Annotated in this window: 19 protein-coding genes and 1 other RNA gene; 7 read left to right on the forward strand and 13 right to left on the reverse strand. The window is 42.4% G+C overall.

All coding sequences use genetic code 11. The annotated features are described in order from the left end of the window. Positions 1–409: 409 nt before the first annotated feature. The 6 genes from NST79_RS10920 to NST79_RS10945 all read right to left on the reverse strand — a co-directional run bounded on the left by NST79_RS10920 (position 410) and on the right by NST79_RS10945 (position 5,537). Complete coding sequence (locus NST79_RS10920; RefSeq protein WP_003231267.1) at positions 410–1,273, reverse strand: 3D domain-containing protein; 864 nt, start codon at positions 1,271–1,273, stop codon at positions 410–412. A 247-nt stretch (positions 1,274–1,520) separates the two neighbouring features. After that, positions 1,521–3,296, reverse strand: coding sequence for a DNA helicase RecQ (gene recQ / locus NST79_RS10925; RefSeq protein WP_212059751.1), 1,776 nt, complete (start codon positions 3,294–3,296; stop codon positions 1,521–1,523). Positions 3,297–3,437: 141 nt separating this feature from the next. Beyond that, positions 3,438–3,624: non-coding RNA, 6S RNA (gene ssrS, locus NST79_RS10930), on the reverse strand. A 236-nt stretch (positions 3,625–3,860) separates the two neighbouring features. Then, positions 3,861–4,487 (reverse strand): FMN-dependent NADH-azoreductase AzoJ, encoded by a 627-nt coding sequence (azoJ, locus tag NST79_RS10935; RefSeq protein ID WP_003231260.1) that lies wholly within the window; start codon positions 4,485–4,487, stop codon positions 3,861–3,863. Positions 4,488–4,638: 151 nt separating this feature from the next. Continuing rightward, positions 4,639–5,130, reverse strand: a complete 492-nt coding sequence (locus tag NST79_RS10940) for a TraR/DksA family transcriptional regulator (protein ID WP_212059749.1) — start codon at positions 5,128–5,130, stop codon at positions 4,639–4,641. Between the two features lie 74 nt (positions 5,131–5,204). After that, on the reverse strand, positions 5,205–5,537 hold the full coding sequence (locus NST79_RS10945) for a hypothetical protein (RefSeq protein WP_003231257.1): 333 nt from the start codon (positions 5,535–5,537) through the stop codon (positions 5,205–5,207). Positions 5,538–5,614: 77 nt separating this feature from the next. On the opposite strand from NST79_RS10945, the gene NST79_RS10950 reads away from it, so the two are divergent. Continuing rightward, a complete protein-coding gene (locus NST79_RS10950) occupies positions 5,615–5,842 on the forward strand; it encodes a hypothetical protein (RefSeq protein ID WP_015383862.1) in 228 nt (75 codons plus the stop codon). Here the strand turns inward: NST79_RS10950 and yocM are convergent. Continuing rightward, the gene (gene yocM, locus NST79_RS10955; RefSeq protein ID WP_003231255.1) at positions 5,829–6,305 is read right to left on the reverse strand and encodes a salt stress-responsive protein YocM; all 477 of its coding nucleotides are present in this window, start codon (positions 6,303–6,305) and stop codon (positions 5,829–5,831) included. The two genes, NST79_RS10950 and yocM, sit on opposite strands and share 14 nt — an antisense overlap. Before the next feature lie 66 nt (positions 6,306–6,371). Here yocM and NST79_RS10960 point away from each other — a divergent pair, with 66 nt between their 5' ends. Continuing rightward, entirely contained in the window at positions 6,372–6,635 is a 264-nt protein-coding gene (locus tag NST79_RS10960; protein ID WP_004399338.1) for a hypothetical protein, read from the forward strand. Positions 6,636–6,639: 4 nt separating this feature from the next. Beyond that, complete coding sequence (locus NST79_RS10965; RefSeq protein WP_003231251.1) at positions 6,640–6,873, forward strand: hypothetical protein; 234 nt, start codon at positions 6,640–6,642, stop codon at positions 6,871–6,873. Positions 6,874–6,958: 85 nt separating this feature from the next. Here NST79_RS10965 and NST79_RS10970 read toward each other — a convergent pair whose 3' ends face one another. Both NST79_RS10970 and NST79_RS10975 read right to left on the reverse strand, forming a co-directional pair. After that, a complete protein-coding gene (locus NST79_RS10970; RefSeq protein WP_003220141.1) occupies positions 6,959–7,303 on the reverse strand; it encodes a PH domain-containing protein in 345 nt (114 codons plus the stop codon). A 353-nt stretch (positions 7,304–7,656) separates the two neighbouring features. Next, positions 7,657–7,860, reverse strand: coding sequence for a DUF6501 family protein (locus tag NST79_RS10975; protein WP_003231245.1), 204 nt, complete (start codon positions 7,858–7,860; stop codon positions 7,657–7,659). Positions 7,861–8,089: 229 nt separating this feature from the next. Between NST79_RS10975 and dhaS the strand changes: the two genes are divergently transcribed. The 3 genes from dhaS to NST79_RS10990 all read left to right on the forward strand — a co-directional run bounded on the left by dhaS (position 8,090) and on the right by NST79_RS10990 (position 12,411). Next, positions 8,090–9,577, forward strand: a complete 1,488-nt coding sequence (gene dhaS / locus NST79_RS10980) for an aldehyde dehydrogenase family protein (RefSeq protein ID WP_212059747.1) — start codon at positions 8,090–8,092, stop codon at positions 9,575–9,577. Between the two features lie 100 nt (positions 9,578–9,677). After that, entirely contained in the window at positions 9,678–11,576 is a 1,899-nt protein-coding gene (gene sqhC / locus NST79_RS10985; RefSeq protein WP_212059739.1) for a prenyltransferase/squalene oxidase repeat-containing protein, read from the forward strand. Next, a complete protein-coding gene (locus tag NST79_RS10990) occupies positions 11,566–12,411 on the forward strand; it encodes a superoxide dismutase (protein WP_003231240.1) in 846 nt (281 codons plus the stop codon). The genes sqhC and NST79_RS10990 overlap by 11 nt, the downstream gene beginning before the upstream one ends. A gap of 33 nt (positions 12,412–12,444) precedes the next feature. Here the strand turns inward: NST79_RS10990 and NST79_RS10995 are convergent, their stop codons facing one another. Beyond that, positions 12,445–13,782, reverse strand: a complete 1,338-nt coding sequence (locus NST79_RS10995; protein WP_014477075.1) for a sodium-dependent transporter — start codon at positions 13,780–13,782, stop codon at positions 12,445–12,447. Between the two features lie 218 nt (positions 13,783–14,000). On the opposite strand from NST79_RS10995, the gene NST79_RS11000 reads away from it, so the two are divergent. After that, positions 14,001–14,966, forward strand: coding sequence for a bile acid:sodium symporter family protein (locus NST79_RS11000; RefSeq protein ID WP_004399225.1), 966 nt, complete (start codon positions 14,001–14,003; stop codon positions 14,964–14,966). 49 nt (positions 14,967–15,015) lie between these two features. On the opposite strand, the gene odhB is transcribed toward NST79_RS11000, so the two are convergent. The 3 genes from odhB to NST79_RS11015 form a co-directional block, all read right to left on the reverse strand. Continuing rightward, on the reverse strand, positions 15,016–16,269 hold the full coding sequence (odhB, locus tag NST79_RS11005; RefSeq protein WP_014477077.1) for a 2-oxoglutarate dehydrogenase complex dihydrolipoyllysine-residue succinyltransferase: 1,254 nt from the start codon (positions 16,267–16,269) through the stop codon (positions 15,016–15,018). Between the two features lie 15 nt (positions 16,270–16,284). Then, positions 16,285–19,119 carry a 2-oxoglutarate dehydrogenase E1 component gene (gene sucA / locus NST79_RS11010; RefSeq protein WP_049141172.1) on the reverse strand — a complete coding sequence of 945 codons (2,835 nt, stop codon included), beginning with the start codon at positions 19,117–19,119 and terminating at the stop codon, positions 16,285–16,287. Between the two features lie 228 nt (positions 19,120–19,347). Next, a complete protein-coding gene (locus tag NST79_RS11015; protein WP_116316642.1) occupies positions 19,348–21,264 on the reverse strand; it encodes a nitric oxide reductase activation protein NorD in 1,917 nt (638 codons plus the stop codon). Between the last annotated feature and the right edge of the window lie 6 nt (positions 21,265–21,270).

Consider the following 21,270-nt stretch of genomic DNA (forward strand, 5'->3'; position numbering starts at 1 on the left):
TGATATTGATTATTTTGTATTTTCAGTATGACAAAGTTGTGCCACTTCGCTCCCGAAGCTGCCATGCCCAACTGCAAGAGCCTAATATCACAATAAAAAACCGTCTGAAATCAATCCGATTCCGTTCCGTAAATGGCATCTGCTACATCCAACTGCTTATTATCTGCCAAAAAAGATACAACACCAGCTCGTTTCGCTGATCAAAGATAGTAACAACCAGCTATAAATGTCATGATGCCGAATGTCTCTGTAATGTGGAACCAATCTTTTAACCCGAGAGCCCCTGAATCGCACATAAAGAGAAAAACGGGACCACTTTCTTTTATCAGCATATGATATAAACAGCTCTAAGCAGAACAAAAAAAAGACACAAGCCAAAAGCTCATGTCTTTTATCACAATCTATATTATTAGTTTAAGACTTTAACACTTACAGTTTTGACGCCCCAATTAGAAGCATCACTTTTACTTGGTACAAATACGTCGATTTTATTTCCTTTAATAGCGCCGCCAGTGTCTGCTGCTGTTGCTTCCCCGTAGCCTTCAACATAGACTTTAGAACCTAGCGGAATTACATTAGGATCAACCGCAATAACTTTCGCATTCGGGTTCTTATTTAAGTCAATGCCTGTAGCTGTAACGCCGGAAATGCCGCCGTCGTTAGCAGTGTAAGCAGTAGCAGTAACTGTTAGTTCTTTTGAAGCTTCTTGATTATTTGTATTTGATTGAACAGCCTTCTCCTCTGTGTTAACAGAAGTTTCTGCCTCAGCCTTTGTTTCTTGTTTAGGTTGCTGTTGTACAGCTTCTTGTTTAGGTTGCTCTTTTTGCACAGCCTCTTGTTTTGGCGCAGCTTGAGGTGCGTTTGTTTGCGCATTCTCAGTAGCTGTGTTTGCTGCTGTTGCCTGACCTTTTACTGAAAGAGTTGATCCAGCATAGATCATGTCAGAGCTTAAGTTATTCCAAACTTTCAGGTTGTTGACTGTCGTGCCGAATTTTTGAGCAATCTTAGAAAGCGTATCTCCCGCTTTAATTGTATATTGCCCAGTCGTGGTTGTTTCTTCTGAAGAAATGGTCAGTTTTTCTCCTGCAATGATTTTATCAGAAGTTAACTTGTTCCATTCTTTTAAGTCCTTTAGGTTCACTCCATTTTTCTGAGAGATTCCCCAGAGCGTATCACCCTTTTGCACCGTAATTTCTTTTGCAGAAGCGTGAGCTCCGAATGCAGTTGTTGAAAGTGCAGCAACTGCCACAAAGGACATAATCGTCTTCTTCATAAGTAAATCCTCCCTTGTTAGCTTTTTATTGGCGGCTAACAGGTGATATCGTAACACACGTAAATGTCAAATCAATAACAAAAAGATATGATTTAGATTACAGTTCCTTTACATGAAGGATTTCTCTCTGATGGAAAGACTTGCTGAACCCTTGATATAATAGGCTTCGCAGGTCTTTTTATTTTGAGGCGAAACAGAGAAAATAAAATGTGTTTTTTATAGAAAAAAAGATTGTTTTTCTGTTTTTTTAGTCTGTCATCCTTGCATAAGCTTGTATTTCTTGTAAAAAAAGCCGGCCGTATTTTGCTCTTTTTTGTTCTCCGACTCCTTTTATAGACAAAAGTTCATCATCATTTACGGGCTGTTTTCCTGACATTTCTTTTAACGTTTGGTCAGAGAAAACAACAAATGGCGGAACACCCTGCTCAGCCGCAATTTCTTTCCGAACCATGCGCAATCGTTCAAATAGCTCGTCATTTTCAGTAATCGCTGCCGCTTTTAACGCTTCTTTTCTCGCTACTGATAATTCTCCTTTCAGCACATTCCTTCCTTTACTGCTGACAAAAAGAGTCGGAAACGTTCCGTCGGACATCCTGATGAAGTCGTCAGAAATAAGAAATTCGATAAATTCACTGATTTCGCCAACGGATTGGTGTTTTAATATCCCGTATGTTGAAAGGTCGGAAAAGCCGTTTTCAAGAACTTTTTTATTTTTGGAGCCGGCAAGCACCTGTGCAACCATCGTCTTGCCAAACCGTTCTTTCATGCGAATGATACAAGATAAGACCATTTGCGCCTCCCGCGTCACGTCATGGGCCGCTCTTGTATCGGTACAGTTTCCGCACTGTCCGCACGCATCAGGCTCCTTTTCTCCGAAATACATAAGGATAAAACGCTGCAGACAATCTTCCGTATGGCAGTAGTCGACCATTTGTCTCAGCTTTTTTAAATCCTGCTTTTGTTTCTCTTCATGTTCTGATTGCTCAATTAAGAAGCGCTGTACCATAATATCCTGCGGTGAAAACAGGAGAACACATTCACTGGCAAGACCGTCCCGTCCAGCTCGTCCTGCCTCTTGATAATAGCTTTCCATATCTTTCGGAATTTGTGCATGCAGAACAAATCTGATATTTGATTTATCAATACCCATTCCAAAAGCAGAGGTTGCCACCATCACTTGAAGCTCATCATTAAGAAACCTTTCCTGCTGCTCTTTTCTCACATCATCAGCCAAACCTCCGTGATACCGACCTGCCCTGACTTGATTTCGTTTCAATCTCTCATATATCCGATCAGCTTCTTTTCTGGTCGCGGTATAGACAATTCCTGCTTCATGCCTGTTGTTTTGCACATATTCGTCTATAAACCGATCTTTATTTTCTCCTTTTACTACTTTAAAGGTTAAATTCTCTCGGGAAAATCCGGTATATACCGTGTTTTCTTTTTGAATATGCAGCTGTTTGCAAATATCATCATGAACCTCGGGTGTGGCTGTTGCTGTTAACGCCATGATGACAGGCTTGTCGTGTAATTCACGGAACAAGATTTCAATATTCCTGTAGCTTGGCCTGAAATCATGGCCCCATTGAGAAATACAGTGCGCCTCGTCTATTGCGACCAAAGGAACATCTATGCCCTGCAAAATCCGGATAAACTCTGTGGACGTTAGTCGCTCTGGTGTAATGTAAAAAAGCTTATAAGCCCCTTCTTTGAGTCCGTTCAGCCTCTCATATATTTCCTGATTGGATTGTGTGCTGTTAATGTAGGCGGCGTTAATCCCCGCTTCTTCTAACGCATCAACTTGATCCTTCATCAAGGAAATCAACGGTGATATGACGATCGTCGTCCCTTCAAACATTAATGCCGGAATTTGATAGCAAATCGATTTGCCGCCTCCCGTCGGCATAATGCAGGCCGTATTTTGCCTCGCTTCCGTCACCAAGCGGATCGCTTCATCTTGGCCGCTCCGAAACTTCTCATAACCAAAATAATGAGCCAGAAGGGATTGGGCTCTATGTAACATAACGTGTAAACCTCGCTTTTCCTTGAATTTCTCCCATCATATCATAAAAAAGCGGCCTTCATTTCTTTCACACAAAAATGGAATATTCACTATACCAAACCTTTTTAGATAAAATAAAAAGCCATTTCCGAAAAGGAAATGGCTTTCGCTACGTCTTGCCGTATGCAAGTAAGAAAGTTTTAAACCACCACTCCTCAAAGTGGGTGTTTGCAGAAACGTTCCTGTCGTCCTCTGCAATGGAGGCATGACATTCCGGCTTCGATATAAAACTCCCTATTACAGCTTAAAGGTTAAAACTTAATTAACAATACGCACAAAGTAGCTTCTTTAATATAGTACACCATCAGGCGCTTTTAATCAAGAGGTCAGAACAATTGTTTAGAAAAACTTTTTCCAGTGAATAAAACTGTTTTTTCTCCAAAATACCTGACAATTCGACAAACAAAAAATATATTACAATAAAAAAAATAGCCTTTATTGCTAAAAGCGAATGATTATTTTCTTCTATATTAATGTGTATATACAAAAAGACTCCTATTTGTAACGATAGGAGTCTTGGCTTTATTAGAATTTTGCAGCAAGATCTTTTGCTTCTTGTAAACCTTTTTCAACGATTTCTTGCGCTTGATCAGGTGCTGCGTTATGTCCTTCGATGACAACTGTGTGCAAGTCTTGAACACCCCAGAAACCAAGAACTGTTTTCATGAAGTTTAATGACATTTCAAGTGCAGCCATTGGTCCTTCTGAGTAGACACCGCCGCGAGCGTTAAGAAGCGCAACTTTTTTGCCGCCCATTAAACCGACTGGTCCTTCTTGTGTGTATTTGAATGTAACGCCTGCGCGAGACAGATAATCAACATAAGTATGAAGCACTGCTGGCACTGTGAAGTTCCAAAGCGGGAATGCGAAAACAACTTTGTCAGCTTTTACAAACTGGTTCAGATATTTGTCAGCAATTGCTGCTTGTTTTTTCTCATCTTCTGTCATTTCCATTCCTTGACCTGCTTTAAATGTTCCGTTAATCATATCTCTGCCAAGGTAAGGAAGGTTTTCCTTATGAAGATCTAATTCAACCACTTCATCATTAGGGTTGTTTTCTTTATAAGCAGCTAAGAAAGCTTCGTAAAGTTTAGTTGAAACGCCTTCTTCAGCTGTACGGTCGCTTGATTTTACAAATAAAACTGTAGACATTTGTATTCCTCCCGGTAAACTTTTTATATTTACTTACAAATAGTATGTTACTTTCTTTTTTACGCAAAGTCAATCACTTTATTTTGAATATGAGATTTTTTTTCAAAAAAAAAGCAAGTACATCTAATATCGGTGTACTTGCTTGCCATTTTTACTTCGAATCTTGTTCACGATCCAAGATTTCATACGTCTGCGAGCCTTTTTGATCAATTGTTTCTTTGTTGGATAAGTCTTTTACCTGTTCATGAAACTCTCTTTCATAAGAAGGAGCATCTGTCTCCAGATCATCCTCCACATCAGCTTGGGCCTCAACTGTCATTCTTGCATAAGGAACAGCTTCAAGTCTTTCGTAAGGAATCTCTTGGCCGGTTTTTTCACACACGCCGTAAGTTCCGTCTTTCATCTTTTGTAATGCACGGTTGACCTCCTCTAACAGCTCCCGGTCAATCTCTTTCACTGTTTGGTCTGTCATCCGGTCTGTGACGAGCGTCCCGTGGTCTGCCATATGGTTGTCAACCCCGTTGGAAAGCTCCCCCACTTCTTCCGTCATTGATTCTGTTTCCTTTTTCTCGCCAGACAATTCTTTTTGCATATCGAGCAATTTATGATAGAGATGCTGTGTTTGTTCTTTTGTCAGTGCCATGTATATCCTCTCCTTTCTATCCTGTTTCCCGTTTTGCCTTCTGTCAAACATGGAAACATCGATGGAAAGATGAGCTACTGCCTTTTTGAACGGATCGTGACCGCTGGCGTCGATGGTGCTTCGGGTTTTCGTTGGCACTTTTTGTCCTTCTCTTCTGGCGGTATATAATAGGTTGCGCCTATATTTAATCTGCCGCTCAGTTCATCAATGGTCAGCTCGCCGAATTCAAGATGATAGTCAACCTTTTCGACATTCAGCGTTTCAATATGTATATAGGTTTCTTCAGACTCTTGTTTGCTGCTTTGTTTTTGTTTCTCAATCACTGAGAGTCTTTCTTCACATTCACGCAGTTTGTCAAGTTCTGGTTTCAAGCAATGCCTGATCAGCGACCGGAACATTTTTTTCATGACATCACGACCCTTTGCATACTCCTCTTTCGTCTACATATATAATGAGGTATATCCCATAGAAAGGAGAGGTTTTCATGCTTCCAACTAACATCAATATTTCTCATCTCAAGACTAACTCGATAGGCACCGGCTCATCCCTTACCTTTGGTTCTGCGGAGTTAAGGAACAGGTGCTCTGCTATCAAAAGAAATAACGGTTTTGGGGAACAAAATGCAGATGTTATTGTTATGGTCATTCCGATTGAATCAATTGATGACCGTGATGGGGCAGATGCACTCAGTATGAAAATCAATCATCAATAACAATGGTTTTCGCTTGACCTTCGTCTTTTTGAATGGTGATGTATAGGATTCCGTCTTTAAAAATGGCATTCATCTTTCCATGAAGATGATCGGAAAGCGGAATTTTCTTTTCAAAACTTCCGTATTTCCCTTCTTTTTGGCGAAAGTCCTGTTCATTAAAATAGGAAAAGCGCTGCCCCTTCACCACTAAATAATCTCCGTACGATAATATGTGAACGTCTTGTTTACGGTAGCCTGGAAGATAAATTAAAAACTGCACTTCCGCAACGGTATCTACAATATCCATGCTCGGAAATGAAGCATCTCCTTTCCCTCGCTGATCTTGCTGCGCAAACGGAAACGGAGATTGGCCATTTGTCATAAAAGGGGTTTTTTGGTCTTCATCAAATACCTGTTTCCAAAAGTCACCGCCGTACATCTGCTGTGCGAATTCCATCCACTGCTTCATCTTTTCGAAATCCATTTGAAGCCCCCTGTCTTAACATACTTTATAACCGCCAGCATACAACTATAGAAAGGAGGTTTGCCTGTGGTTCAACCAACTCCGTATATCAATATTAATATTTTCATGCTGAAAATTAATTCCTTTGAAAATGCTTCAGCGGTTAACGTAGGACAAAATTTATTGGCAGAATGGCAAAATTCAGATAAAAAAAATCAAGGCTACGGACAGAATTTTGGAGATGCGAGCGGATTTATGGGCACGAGAAGCCATGTGGATGACAGAGACCAAATTGATTCTCCGGCCTCTTTTGAAAGTGAAGCGGTTAACTCCTCAATCAAAAGGAAGTGATGAGATGTTCTTTTCACCCTCCGTCGTAAATGTCGGCGGATTTAAAATCAATACGATGGATCGAGGTTCCTCTTTAACACTCGGTCCGTATCAGCAGGTCGATTACTTTTTATCAGCTAAAATAAATCAAGGGTTTGGAGAAGAAAATGGCGACTTTACTCCTCTTGTCGTACCGATTTCAAATGTATTAGATGCAGATCTTGTTGATTCGAACTCAGCGAAAAACAGTGTGGTGTAATAAGAACAGGGCGCACATGCCCTGTTCTTTTATATATATATAAAAAAAGCCTAACCATTTTTTGAACGGCTGGCTCATCAAATATTCAGCTGCACAAATGCTTTGTCAGCACCGCCTGAACCTCGCTTAAATCGGTGTCTTTCGCAAATTCTAATTCGAACGTTTTGCTTCTTGTCATCAATAAAAGCCCAGTGTCCGGATCAAACATTCCCGCTTCTTGGATGGCAAAGCTTTCAATTGTTTTATATGGAAGAAATACACGAACCTTCTTTTTGGAAAACATTTTATTGTCAAAGAAAATGATCCGCTTATTTGTAAAGCAAATTTGGTCCACTCGGAGCTTATAAATCGATTCTATTCTTTCCCCTTCAACGAGCAAAGCCTCAAGCTTCTTTGCGTCCGTTGATCTGCTAACAGAAAAAATACCCAATGAAGAACCCCTCTTTCTGCATTTATCTATTTGTTTTATCATTCACTACATAAAAATAAGTCCTTTATCCCTATATAAGAATACGACATAGAAGACATTTAAACCATTACGAACAGATTACATTTTTCAAATTTTTGATTTGTTTTTTGGCTTTTAAGCTGTTGTCATCAAGTAATACGCACATATAGAGAAAAAAGTTTCAATATTCAGCAATGTTTTTATAAAAAAGTGGTTTTTAATGATTTTTTTAATTTTGTTTTATATTTCCTGTTTTAACCACAAAAAAACCGCAGCTGAGCTGCGGATTATGTATCGATGTTTTAACAAAATCTGTCTGATGCTTCAAGGAAACATTACATCTCTTCGAAGTATTCTTTATAATAGCCGCCGACTTTATTCGTATTGTCGACCACAAAGAGAAACTCCTCTGTTTCATTTTTTACTTCATATTCTTTTCCCGGCGTTAAAACGCGGTTTACGATATATTTTTTTGCGTTTGTCTGCACACACTTTACTTTTTTAATTGTTTCTTTTTCAAGCCAATTTTTATGAATCATGATGAAATCTCCTTTTCTTATCTATAAGCTTATTGTAGCTTTTTTCTTTTGTAAATTGCAATATCGGTTATTCATTGATTTTGCCTTGATTTCTATTATAGAATGTTTGTATACGCTTACGTTTGAAGCAACTATCACAGCTTATTTCTGCTATTCAACCCAAGAATCAATGTGCTATCACCAAGAATCTCAGAACAGACCATAAAAAATGACTGGAGGTTTGTTACGGATGAGTTCTTTAACGATGCAAGTGACGAAAAGGCTGGAGACATTTTTGCAGGGAACAAAGAAGCTTTATATTGACGGAAAGTTTGTTCCGAGTGCCTCAGGGGCAACCTTTGACACTCCAAACCCGGCGACCGGCGAAACCTTGATGACGCTGTATGAAGCCCAGGCTGCGGATGTGGACAAAGCGGTTAAAGCTGCCCGGAAAGCCTTTGACCAAGGTGAATGGAGAACAATGTCTCCAGCTTCGAGAAGCAGACTGATGTATAAGCTGGCGGACTTAATGGAAGAGCATAAAACTGAGCTTGCTCAGCTTGAAACACTTGATAATGGGAAACCGATCAATGAAACGACTAATGGAGATATTCCGCTGGCTATTGAGCATATGCGCTATTACGCCGGCTGGTGTACAAAAATAACAGGACAGACGATTCCGGTTTCCGGCGCTTACTTTAATTATACGCGTCATGAGCCTGTCGGTGTCGTCGGCCAGATCATTCCATGGAATTTCCCGCTCCTGATGGCGATGTGGAAAATGGGCGCGGCACTTGCAACAGGCTGTACAATCGTCCTCAAACCGGCTGAACAAACACCGCTTTCAGCTCTTTATTTGGCAGAATTAATTGACCAAGCCGGTTTCCCTGCCGGTGTAATCAACATCATCCCAGGATTCGGTGAAGATGCGGGAGAAGCGCTGACGAACCTCGAAGCGGTTGATAAAATTGCCTTTACCGGTTCCACTGAAATCGGAAAGAAAATCATGTCCACCGCAGCGAAAAGCATTAAGCGTGTTACATTGGAGCTGGGCGGAAAATCGCCTAATATTCTTCTGCCGGATGCTAATTTGAAAAAAGCCATCCCGGGCGCTTTAAACGGTGTGATGTTTAACCAGGGCCAAGTCTGCTGTGCGGGCTCACGTGTCTTCATTCATAAAGACCAATATGATGAAGTTGTTGATGAAATGGCGTCCTATGCTGAGTCACTCCGCCAAGGAGCGGGACTTCATAAAGATACTCAAATCGGGCCTCTCGTAAGCAAGGAACAGCATGAGCGCGTTCTTTCCTATATTCAAAAAGGAAAAGATGAAGGAGCAAAAGTAGTGACCGGCGGAAGCTGTCCTTTTGAAGCAGGATATTTTGTCGCACCGACTGTGTTTGCGAATGTTGAAGACGAAATGACCATCGCAAAAGAAGAAATTTTCGGACCCGTGCTGACTGCAATTCCGTACGAAACTGTCGATGAAGTTATTGAACGGGCAAACCATTCAGAATATGGGCTTGCGGCCGGACTATGGACAGAGAACGTCAAGCAGGCTCATTATATCGCGGACCGACTTCAAGCCGGAACCGTTTGGGTGAACTGCTATAATGTGTTTGACGCGGCGTCTCCATTTGGCGGTTATAAACAGTCAGGACTCGGACGAGAAATGGGATCATATGCCTTGGATAATTACACAGAAGTCAAAAGTGTATGGATAAACCTTGAAGACTAACATGTATGTTTAAAAAACTGCTGCCTGCCAGCAGTTTTTTTCTTTCTGTAATGGCAGTAAAAGACGCTGAATATATATGCTTCTGAAGGAGTTGAGCGTGATGGGCACACTTCAGGAGAAAGTGAGGCGTTTTCAAAAGAAAACCATTACCGAGTTAAGAGACAGGCAAAATGCTGATGGTTCATGGACATTTTGCTTTGAAGGACCAATCATGACAAATTCCTTTTTTATTTTGCTCCTTACCTCACTAGATGAAGGCGAAAATGAAAAAGAACTGATATCATCCCTTGCAGCCGGCATTCATGCAAAACAGCAGCCAGACGGCACATTTATCAACTATCCCGATGAAACGCGCGGAAATCTAACGGCTACCGTCCAAGGATATGTCGGGATGCTGGCTTCAGGATGTTTTCACAGATCTGAGCCGCACATGAAGAAAGCTGAACAATTTATCATCTCACATGGCGGTTTGAGACATGTTCATTTTATGACAAAATGGATGCTTGCCGCGAACGGGCTTTATCCTTGGCCTGCTTTGTATTTACCATTATCACTCATGGCGCTCCCCCCAACATTGCCGATTCATTTCTATCAGTTCAGCTCATATGCCCGTATTCATTTTGCTCCAATGGCTGTAACACTCAATCAGCGATTTGTCCTTATTAACCGCAATATTTCATCTCTTCGCCATCTCGATCCGCACATGACAAAAAATCCTTTCACTTGGCTTCGGTCTGATGCTTTCGAAGAAAGAGATCTCACGTCTATTTTGTCACATTGGAAACGCATTTTTCATGCACCATTTGCTTTTCAGCAGCTGGGCCTACAGACAGCTAAAACGTATATGCTGGACCGGATTGAAAAAGACGGAACATTATACAGCTATGCGAGCGCAACCATATTTATGGTTTACAGCCTTCTGTCACTTGGTGTGTCACGCTATTCTCCTATTATCAGGAGGGCGATTACCGGCATTAAATCACTGGTGACTAAATGCAACGGGATTCCTTATCTGGAAAACTCTACTTCAACTGTTTGGGATACAGCTCTAATCAGCTATGCCCTTCAAAAAAATGGTGTGACTGAAACGGATAGCTCCGTTACAAAAGCAGCCGACTTTTTGCTAGAACGCCAGCATACCAAAATAGCAGATTGGTCTGTCAAAAATCCAAATTCAGTTCCTGGCGGCTGGGGGTTTTCAAACATTAATACAAATAACCCTGACTGTGACGACACTGCAGCCGTTTTAAAGGCGATTCCCCGCAATCATTCTCCTGCAGCATGGGAGCGAGGGGTATCTTGGCTTTTATCGATGCAAAACAATGACGGCGGATTTTCTGCTTTCGAAAAAAACGTGAACCATCCACTGATCCGCCTTCTGCCGCTTGAATCCGCCGAGGACGCTGCAGTTGACCCTTCAACCACCGACCTCACCGGACGTGTACTGCACTTTTTAGGCGAGAAAGTTGGCTTCACAGAAAAACATCAACATATTCAACGCGCAGTGAAGTGGCTTTTCGAACATCAGGAACAAAATGGGTCTTGGTACGGCAGATGGGGTGTTTGCTACATTTACGGCACTTGGGCTGCTCTTACTGGTATGCATGCATGCGGGGTTGACCGAAAGCATCCCGGTATACAAAAGGCTCTGCGTTGGCTCAAATCCATACAAAATGATGACGGAAGCTGGGGAGAATCCTGCAAAAGCGCCGAAATCAAAACATATGTACCGCTTCATAGAGGAACCATTGTACAAACGGCCTGGGCTTTAGACGCTTTGCTCACATATGAAAATTCCGAACACCCGTCAGTTGTGAAAGGCATGCAATACCTTACCGACAGCAATTCGCATAGCTTCGATAGCCTCGCGTATCCAGCAGGGATCGGATTGCCGAAGCAATTTTATATTCGCTATCACAGTTATCCATATGTATTCTCTTTGCTGGCTGTCGGGAAGTATTTAGATTCTATTGAAAAGGAGACAGCAAATGAAACGTGAATCTTATCAAGCTGAGATGTTCAATTGGTGTGAAGCCCTGAAAGATCAGATTCAAAAGCGAGGTCAGCTTGACCAGTTTGAAGATCAAATCGACAAGATGATTGAGGCTCTGGAAGATGACCAAACAACAGAAGAAGATTGGTATAAACAGGCCGCTGCCCTTTATCGGGATATTACAGAATCAGATGATACAAGTGAAAGACGCGCTTATGTCCCTATAGGGAAACACGTGCTGCCAAAGCTTCCTTACAAATACTCCGCCTTAGAACCTTATATTTCACGCGATATTATGGTCCTTCATCATACAAAACATCATCAAAGCTATGTCGATGGCCTGAACAAAGCAGAATCAGAGCTTAAAAAAGCGAGAGCGACAAAGAATTATGACTTAATCACTCATTGGGAAAGAGAGCTTGCGTTCCATGGAGCAGGCCATTATTTGCACAGTATTTTTTGGTTTTCTATGCATCCAAACGGAAAACGGCGTCCTACAGGGGCATTGTTCCAAATGATAGACCTTTCATTTGGAAGCTATTCCGCTTTTAAAGAACATTTTACCCAGGCCGCTAAAAAAGTGGAAGGCGTCGGCTGGGCCATTCTGGTCTGGGCACCTCGATCAGGACGGCTGGAGATTTTAACGGCAGAAAAACACCAGCTCTTTAGCCAATGGGATGTGATCCCCCTTTTACCGCTTGACGTATGGGAGCATGCCTACTATTTGCAATACAAAAATGACCGGGCCAGCTATGTCGATCACTGGTGGAATGTCGTGGATTGGCGCGAGGCTGAAAAACGTTTTGAGCAGGCAAAAGAAGTCGTTTGGAAGCTCTATTAAAAAAAGCCCCCCTTTCTCCGGGGGCTTCGTGTTTTAAAAAATCCCTACCACATGCAAAAACACGATGATAATGGCAACAGGAGATAAATATCGAATGAGCAGCAGCCAAACAGCAAACCACTTTCGTTTGAGATTAGAACCGCTTTTCAGCTCGTCAAACAAATCCTGTTTCGGTATTTTTAGCGGGACAAAAATCGAAATCAGTAACGCACCTAACGGCATTAAAATATTGCTCACAAGATAGTCGGCCGCATCAAAAATAGACAGATGAAATATAGTGACGTCACTTAAGACACCGTATGATAATGCAGACGGCACACCGACAATAAAAATAGCAATTCCGCCTAACCAAGCGAATCGTTTTCTCTTATTGACATCGCCTTTCGAAAGTACTGCGACCAAAATTTCCAGCATTGAAAAAGCAGATGTCAATGCAGCAAATAAAAATAGAAGTAAAAATGCTAATAAAAAGATAATTCCGAACGGCATTTGATTAAACACAGTCGGCAGCACGTTAAATAACAGAACCGGGCCTTGGTCTGGTTTGAGGCCGAATGAAAAGACAGCTGGAAAAATCGCAATTCCGGCCATTACAGCAACAAGCATGTTCATAACAGTTACAGATACAGCGGACTGTACCAGATTTTCCTGTTTCTCTAAATAAGCGCTATACGTTACCATGACAGATACACCGACACTTAATAAGAAAAAGGATTGTCCCATTGCATATAAAATGGTATTGGCATCAATTGCAGTTAAATCAGGCATCAGGAAAAATTTGATTCCTTCCATCGCGCCATCAAGTGTAACCGAACGCACCATTAAAATGATGAATAATAGAAAAAGCGCCGGCATTAATACTTGGCTTGCTTTTTCAATTCCGCTGCTTACCCCTTTTGCAACAACTAAAATTGTTACCACCATAAAGAGCAGCTGGCCTCCTACAGCCAAATAAGGATTTGAAATGGTACTTGCAAATATCGTATCAAAACCAGATGTTTGCGATAAACCGCCAGTGAAGCCTTTTATAATATAAATTAAAATCCATCCGCCTACGACACTGTAGAAAGATAGAAGAATAAAGCACGTCACCATGCCTAAATAACCGATCCAATGCCACTTCGTTCCTGGAGCAAGTGTTTTATAGGACTGAACGGCATCTTTCTGTGTTCTTCTGCCTATGATGAATTCACCTAACAATAAAGGCAGTCCGATTAAAACCGTAAATAAAATAAAAATAAGTAAAAATGCGCCTCCTCCGCTGGTTCCGGCAACATATGGGAATTTCCATATCGCACCAAGCCCGATAGCTGATCCTGCCGCGGCTAAAATAAAGCCGAGCTTCGAAGACCATTGATTTGCTTCCTTCACCGTATCACTCCTATTTGATCTAACCATTATAAAGGTTCATTGTAAGAATATCTTCCTATATAGTCAAGAACATTTTAATTAGTTTACATCATATATCTATAGACATCTGCCAAAAACTAATATTGAATTATTCAGAAAATTATTTATAATAAGAGAATGTTATGAAATTTGTAAGAATTTCTGCTGAAGTTCTTGATAAGTGTGTTAGGAGTGTTTTTATGGACATCATTAGAAAAATAAGTCATTTTGCAGGACAAACCTTTGGCATATGGGTCATTGTTTTTGCAGTGCTGGGATTTTCTTTCCCATCTTTATTTACGTGGATCAGTTCTTATATTACGATTTTTCTCGGCATTATCATGTTTGGGATGGGCCTTACACTGCAAGCCGATGATTTCAAAGAGCTGGTCAGAAAGCCTTGGCAAGTTATTATTGGAGTAATAGCTCAGTATACGATCATGCCGCTCGTTGCTTTCGGCCTCGCATTTGGGCTTCATCTTCCAGCTGAAATCGCAGTTGGTGTTATTCTTGTCGGCTGCTGTCCCGGGGGAACTGCATCTAATGTTATGACATTCTTAGCAAAAGGAAATACTGCCCTTTCTGTTGCGGTTACGACAATTTCTACCTTATTGGCACCTGTTGTAACACCGTTGTTGATTATGCTGTTTGCCAAAGAATGGCTTCCTGTCTCGCCGGGGTCTTTGTTTATCTCAATCTTACAGGCGGTTTTATTTCCGATCATTGCAGGTCTGATTGTCAAAATGTTTTTCAGAAAACAAGTGGCAAAAGCCGTACATGCCCTTCCGCTTGTTTCTGTCATTGGCATCGTTGCGATTGTCTCAGCTGTCGTCAGCGGCAATCGGGAAAATCTGCTTCAATCGGGGTTGCTCATTTTTTCAGTTGTTATCCTGCATAACGGTATCGGTTATTTACTGGGGTTTCTTTGTGCAAAGCTTTTAAAAATGGATTACCCGTCTCAAAAAGCGATCGCAATCGAAGTCGGCATGCAAAACTCCGGGCTCGGGGCTGCACTTGCCACGGCTCATTTCTCACCGTTATCTGCCGTACCCAGCGCAATATTCAGTGTGTGGCATAACCTTTCAGGTTCTATGCTTGCAACATATTGGTCAAAAAAAGTGAAAAAGAAGCAAGCTGGATCCAAAAGCAGCAATCTATCACTTTAAATATGCATCAAAAAGGGTACATCACTTTATCGTGATGTACCCTTTTTTATTATCCTTCTAATAAAAGCTGTTCAGGATCTTCCAGTAAATTTTTGATTGTCACGAGGAAACCAACCGCTTCTTTACCGTCTACAATTCGGTGATCATAAGATAAAGCGATATACATCATCGGACGGTTTTCGAAACGCTCTTCATCAATGGCTACAGGGCGCAGCTGAATCTTATGCATGCCTAGTATACCGACTTGCGGGCTGTTTAAAATTGGAGTTGACATCAATGAACCGAAAGTCCCTCCGTTTGTAATCGTGAAGGAGCCTCCCTGAAGCTCGCTAAGGGTTAATTTATTGTTTCTTGCTTTTTTCGCAAGCTCGCCGATCTCTTTTTCGATTCCTGCAAATGTCAGGCGATCCGCATCCCGCACAACCGGAACGACAAGGCCTTCATCAGCAGCAACAGCGATTCCGATATCGTAGAATTTTTTAACGATCAACTCATCGCCTTGAATTTCTGCATTCAACAGCGGATATTTTTTCAATGCAGCCACGACCGCTTTCGTGAAGAAAGACATAAAGCCGAGCTTCACTTCATTTTGCTCAAAGAATTGATCTTTGCGGCGTTTTCTGAGATTCATGACAGCCGTCATGTCCACTTCATTAAATGTGGTCAGCATCGCTGATGTTTGCTGTACCTCTACAAGGCGTTTTGCAATCGTTTGTCTGCGGCGTGACATTTTTTGCACTTCAACAGGTTTGTCAAAGCTTTGCTGTGCTTTTTGAGCCTGAGGCTGCTGCTTTTGCTGAGGAGCCGGTTTTGATGCCGGTTTTTCGTACGCTTCGACATCCTGCTTGCGCACTCTTCCAAGCGGATCTCCAGTTGGAACTTGAGACAGGTCAATTCCTTTTTCTCTCGCCAGCTTACGGGCCGACGGAGAAGCAATTGTTCTTGATTTTGCTTCAGATTGTGCTTCCTCGCTCACCTCTTGTGCAGCTGGTTCAGCCTGTTTCTCTTCTTTTACGCTTTCCTTGCTTTCTGCTTTCTCTGTAGGAGCAGGGGCAGAACTTTCACCCGCGCCTTCTGAAATCGTACCGATAATTTCTCCGACCTGGACGGTATCACCCGAATCTTTCAATACCTCTTGAAGTACACCCGATTCTTCTGCTGTCAATTCAACATTCACTTTATCCGTTTCTAGTTCAAGCAGATATTCACCCTGTTCTACATAGTCACCAGGCTGCTTTAACCATTGGGCTATTGTTCCTTCTGAGATTGATTCTGCTAATTCAGGTACCTTAATTTCCGCCATTTTTTCATTTCCCCCTTAGTTTTTGCGAGTCAAGCTATCAGATACAATACGTTCCTGTTCTTTTTTATGAACTGTCGGATCTCCCTCTGCAGGGCTGGATCGTCTTCTTCGTCCAATATATTGAACGCTTACTCCCTCTGGTGCAATCTCTGTCAAATACGGGCTGATATAACCCCAAGCCCCCATGTTCTGCGGCTCTTCCTGCACCCAAACGATTTCTTTCAGGTTCGGAAGTTTTGCAAATAATTCTTTGACTCCTTTTGCTGGGAATGGATACAGCTGTTCGATTCTCGCAATGTGAAGCCACTCTTTACCGTCTTCTAACTTATTAAAATGATCACTGATGTCTATAGACACTTTACCGCTGGATAATACAAGTCTGGTTACTTTTTCATAGTCATGAGAAAGTCCCGACTGTTCATAAACAGGCTGGAAGCGGCTTTCGCTGAGCTCCTGCACTTCCGACACCGTATTTGGGTTGCGAAGAAGGCTCTTCGGCGTCATAATGACGAGCGGTCTGATTTCTTCACGAAGCAGCATTTTAGCCTGTCTTCTTAAAATATGGAAATACTGTGCCGCGCTTGTCAGGTTGGCAACCGTCCAGTTGTTTTCCGCTGCAAGCTGCAGGAATCGCTCGATTCTTCCGCTTGAGTGCTCAGGCCCCTGTCCCTCGTAACCGTGCGGGAGTAGCATGACTAATCCGGATTTTTGGCCCCATTTCGCGCGTCCGGCAGAAATAAATTGGTCAAAATACACTTGAGCAGCGTTGGCAAAATCTCCGTACTGTGCTTCCCACAAAACAAGCGTTTCCGGTGAATGCACGTTATAGCCGTATTCAAAACCGAGAACCGATCCTTCAGACAGCGGGCTGTTATGAACAGCAAATGATGTGCTGCAGTCAGATAAGTGATGAAGCGGCACAAATTCTTTGCCCGTCTCACTGTCATGAAGCACAAGGTTTCTTTGGGCGAACGTTCCGCGCTCGGAATCCTGTCCTGTTAAACGAATCGGTGTTCCGTCTTTCAAAATTGAAGCAAACGCGAGTGATTCTGCCAAAGACCATTCCACTTTTCTGTCATCATCGAACGCCTTGGCGCGTCTTTCTAAAATGCGTTTTAGCTTGCCGAAAACATTAAATGACTCCGGCCAGTTGATCAATTCGCCATTCAGCTTGCGGAGCACATCAAAATCAATCGAAGTGTCCACATCTGGGAAACCGTTTGATACAGGCTCTGGAAGTTCAATTTCACAGGCAGTGTGTTCCTTTTTAGACGGAACTTTCTGATATGCATCCTCAATGCGCTTCGTTACCGATTTTTCGATGTTTTGAACGACTTCCTCGGTAAGCACGCCTTCTTTTACCAGCTTTTCAGCGAAAATTTGTTTGACTGTCGGATGCTTTCTGACAGCATCATACAGCATTGGCTGAGTGGTTGACGGTTCATCCATTTCGTTGTGTCCATAGCGTCTGTACCCGATCAAATCAATCAGAAAATCCTTGTTGAATGTTTTTCGGTATTCGACCGCAAACTTAACAGCTGAGAGACAAGCTTCAGGATCGTCCGCATTCACGTGAACAATCGGAATTTCATAACCCTTGGCCAGGTCACTGGCATATTTTGTCGATCTGGATTCAGCGCTTTCTGTTGTGAATCCGATCATGTTATTGGCGATAATATGAATCGCACCGCCTACTTGATACCCTTTTAAAGAGCTTAAATTCAATGTTTCAGCTACAATTCCTTCCCCAGGGAATGCAGCATCTCCATGGATTAAAATGGCCAGCGATTTTGTTTCATCTTGTACCGGGTATCCGCTTTGTGTTCGCGTTTCCTGTGCCGCTCTTGTGCTGCCTTCAACAATCGGATTGATAAATTCCAAGTGGCTCGGGTTGTTCGCTAACGTAATGCGCGCTGATTTTGTTTCAGCGTCTTGAAGCTCCCGATTCGCCCCCAAATGGTATTTGACATCCCCTGTCCATCCGTAGCTGATTCCAATGGATCCCTCAGACGGTACAAGATCTTTGTTCGGCGCATGCTGGAATTCAGAGAAGATGATTTCATACGGTTTGCCGAGCACATGTGCCAAGACATTCAGGCGTCCCCTGTGCGCCATCCCGATGTTGACACTTGTCGTGCCTGATTTGACAGATTGTGCAATAATGTCATCAAGCACTGGAACAAGAGCGTCTAGACCCTCAATGGAAAAGCGCTTCTGCCCGACGAATGTGCGGTGCAAAAACTGCTCAAAGCCCTCTACTTCTGTCAATCTTTCCAGCACAGCTGACAGCTTTTCAGCTGAGTTCTTCTGGAACAGCTCGCCAGATTCAATCTTTCTTGTCAGCCACTCGCGCTCTTTGAAGTCATGCACATGGTCAAATTCAAATGAGATCGTTCTTTTATACGTATTTCGTAAATACTGAATGGCTTCTAAACCGTTCGAAATGTTTTTAGGAGCGTCTTTGCAGATGACAGACGCAGGTATTGCTTTTATTTCCTCTTCTGTTAGCCCGTAATCGGATAATGGAAAAAGTTCGCTCTTTTTCTCATCCTTTCTGAGCGGATTGACGGAAGCGTTCAAATGGCCATAGGTTCGGATATCTTCTGCAAGTCTGACTGCGGATGCGATCTTTTGAATCAGATCGGCTGTAACACGTCCCTTTTCTTTTGTTCCCGAGGCCTCTTTTATATCGCTTGGCGGAGCACCGAGCTCGTCGAACATTTCCTTCAAATCCGGGTCAATGCTGTTCGGATCCTGGGTATATTGATCGTAAAGCTCCAGCGCATAGCCGAGGTTCGGACCGTAAAAATCTTCCCAATTCATTCGTTGTTTCATACTATTTTGAAACATTTGAATATTACCCCCAACTTAGATAATCAAGTGATTGATTCACTATCTTGAAATAACTTTCGAACGCTGTGTCCAAAATTATGTAATAAAAACGCTTCCAACGATATTTTACCACTGTTTGCAATTTGATTCTACCTTGATTGTTCACAAAATAGTAAAAAACCTTTATAAAAAACAAAAAATTTAATCATTCGAAAAAACAAACGCCAAAAAGCATAGGATTAAGGGCTATCCTATGCTTTTATGAAGCAGTTTTTTCAGCAGCGGATACAAAACATCCGGTAGCTGATCAACATCCGGGACAAATATACTGAATTTTCCGTACATATCCTGGATCGTCTTCATTTGCGATTCTTCTATTTCTGAGTTGGAGAGAAAAACATTTATCACTTCTATTCCTCTTTTTCGGGCTTCGATAACCGCCTCACTTGTATCGACGATCCCATTTTGTTCGTAGCCAAATGCGGCCGGCTCTCCATCTGAGAAAACAATTAAGAACTTTTGCGCCTCGCTGCGATGCAGCATTTTTTTCGTCATCTGCCTAATTGCGTACCCGTCACGGTTATCTTCTTCTGGCTCAAGCTGCATAATGGCCGGTCCAGACTCTTGTCTTAATGATGATTGGAAGGGAATAACCGTATTGAAATAGTTTGGCTGGCTTGTTTCGGTTGCATCATTTGTGTCTTCCCAGAAACCGACAATCTGATGCGGAACCGCTACCGATTTCAGCGCTTCGTGAAACAACACGATTCCTCGTTTTGTTTCGTCCATTTTGTCGAACATGCTGGCTGAACAATCGACCAGCAAAGTAAAAACTGCATCGATTTCTGAAGATGGTTCTTGCTTTTTGTAGAACAGGCGCGGATTTCGCTCAGTGAAGTAGCGAAGAAGCTTATTGTTCAGTCTCCCGGCATGAAGGTCTGTTCTCGGCAATGTTTTTTTATGTTCAAGCGTTTTTTGAATCATTTGTTTCAAACGCTTTTGATACGATTCAATCGTTTTTGCCTGCTGTTTATAAGAAAGCTCTTCTTCACTGGTTGCCGGCTGCGGTTCTTTATAAATTGGAAATGCATATTTATTTTCTTTGCCGTCAGCCATACCCGCTCCGTTCGGCTGGTCTTTTTGAGACTCCAGCGCTTCCAGCTTGGAATAGTCTTTCCGTTTCGTTTGTCTGGCTGATCCTTGAACAGAGCCAAGGGCCTGATCTCCATCGTCGCCTTCCCTTGAAGCATCTTTTCCTAAATCTGATTTTGCGCCGTGTTCAATATCAAATTGAAGGAAGCTTTTAGACGGTGCTTCTGTTTCCCTGTGCCATGTCGGCATTTCTTCTTCATGGATATCCTCATCACCGTCTGATTGTTTTGGAAGCGTGACGTCATCACTCAGCTTCGGCGCTTTTTTCTCTTCTTCAAATAAAGGCTGTTCTGCAGCTTTTGCGTAGTCAAGCTCAGGCAAAAAGAAGTAGGTGTTCAACATGTCTTTATCGAGCACCTCTTCAAGTCCGTCCATGAGGTCCTCAACAATTTTCAGAACCTGCCATGTCGAATCTGCTTCATACACACGCAAGAGCTGCTGCTCAATAAACGGGCGCATCAGATCGATATCTTCACGCATGGACGGAAGAGTCTCAAGCGGCGATTCCGCTGTGAGCTTGACATAGATCGCGCAAAAGAGCGCATCGGTAAAAATGCTTCGTTCCAAATTTAAGGTCAGCTGAGTTGAGAAATGTTTTCTGTACATGTCTTTTCGCTTCGCAAATACATGTTTCGTACCCGGACGCTCATGTTTGATGCATTCTTCGATCCTAATGTCTTCAAGCAGCATAAAGAGCTGCTTGGCAAAACTTTTAAAGGTGAGATGACGATGGATATCATTCAAAAAGTTCGCAAACTCATGCAGCGAGCTATATCTTGTTCCGACTGAACGCAGGTAGACGTCGCTTTTCAGACCCGCTTCCATGTCCTCAGCTGCCCTGTCTTTCCAAAAGTGGCTCATATAGATTTTCTTTTCAAATGGATTGTAATAGGACTGAACGCCATACTCCACTTCTACCGCTTCACTCTTGGTGAGTGTTTTGGCCAAATCAGTCAGCATCATAAATAAAAATGAATCAATCGTGCTGTCGTTAAATTTGATAAATTTCATCGCAGC

The sequence above is a fragment of the Bacillus sp. PS196 genome (assembly GCF_037963555.1).
Taxonomy (GTDB): Bacteria; Bacillota; Bacilli; order Bacillales; family Bacillaceae; genus Bacillus; species Bacillus subtilis.

Excerpts from the sequence above, each read along its gene's own strand:
- NST79_RS11000 (WP_004399225.1), top strand. The coding sequence starts at position 14,001 with ATGGACATCATTAGAAAAATAAGTCATTTTGCAGGACAAACCTTTGGC.
- NST79_RS10965 (WP_003231251.1), top strand. The coding sequence starts at position 6,640 with ATGTTCTTTTCACCCTCCGTCGTAAATGTCGGCGGATTTAAAATCAAT.
- recQ (WP_212059751.1), bottom strand. The coding sequence starts at position 3,296 with ATGTTACATAGAGCCCAATCCCTTCTGGCTCATTATTTTGGTTATGAG.
- NST79_RS11015 (WP_116316642.1), bottom strand. The coding sequence starts at position 21,264 with ATGAAATTTATCAAATTTAACGACAGCACGATTGATTCATTTTTATTT.
- NST79_RS10945 (WP_003231257.1), bottom strand. The coding sequence starts at position 5,537 with ATGAAAAAAATGTTCCGGTCGCTGATCAGGCATTGCTTGAAACCAGAA.
- odhB (WP_014477077.1), bottom strand. The coding sequence starts at position 16,269 with ATGGCGGAAATTAAGGTACCTGAATTAGCAGAATCAATCTCAGAAGGA.
- NST79_RS10950 (WP_015383862.1), top strand. The coding sequence starts at position 5,615 with ATGCTTCCAACTAACATCAATATTTCTCATCTCAAGACTAACTCGATA.
- NST79_RS10975 (WP_003231245.1), bottom strand. The coding sequence starts at position 7,860 with ATGATTCATAAAAATTGGCTTGAAAAAGAAACAATTAAAAAAGTAAAG.
- dhaS (WP_212059747.1), top strand. The coding sequence starts at position 8,090 with ATGAGTTCTTTAACGATGCAAGTGACGAAAAGGCTGGAGACATTTTTG.
- yocM (WP_003231255.1), bottom strand. The coding sequence starts at position 6,305 with ATGGATTTCGAAAAGATGAAGCAGTGGATGGAATTCGCACAGCAGATG.
- NST79_RS10990 (WP_003231240.1), top strand. The coding sequence starts at position 11,566 with ATGAAACGTGAATCTTATCAAGCTGAGATGTTCAATTGGTGTGAAGCC.
- NST79_RS10920 (WP_003231267.1), bottom strand. The coding sequence starts at position 1,273 with ATGAAGAAGACGATTATGTCCTTTGTGGCAGTTGCTGCACTTTCAACA.
- sucA (WP_049141172.1), bottom strand. The coding sequence starts at position 19,119 with ATGTTTCAAAATAGTATGAAACAACGAATGAATTGGGAAGATTTTTAC.
- azoJ (WP_003231260.1), bottom strand. The coding sequence starts at position 4,487 with ATGTCTACAGTTTTATTTGTAAAATCAAGCGACCGTACAGCTGAAGAA.
- NST79_RS10940 (WP_212059749.1), bottom strand. The coding sequence starts at position 5,130 with ATGGCACTGACAAAAGAACAAACACAGCATCTCTATCATAAATTGCTC.
- sqhC (WP_212059739.1), top strand. The coding sequence starts at position 9,678 with ATGGGCACACTTCAGGAGAAAGTGAGGCGTTTTCAAAAGAAAACCATT.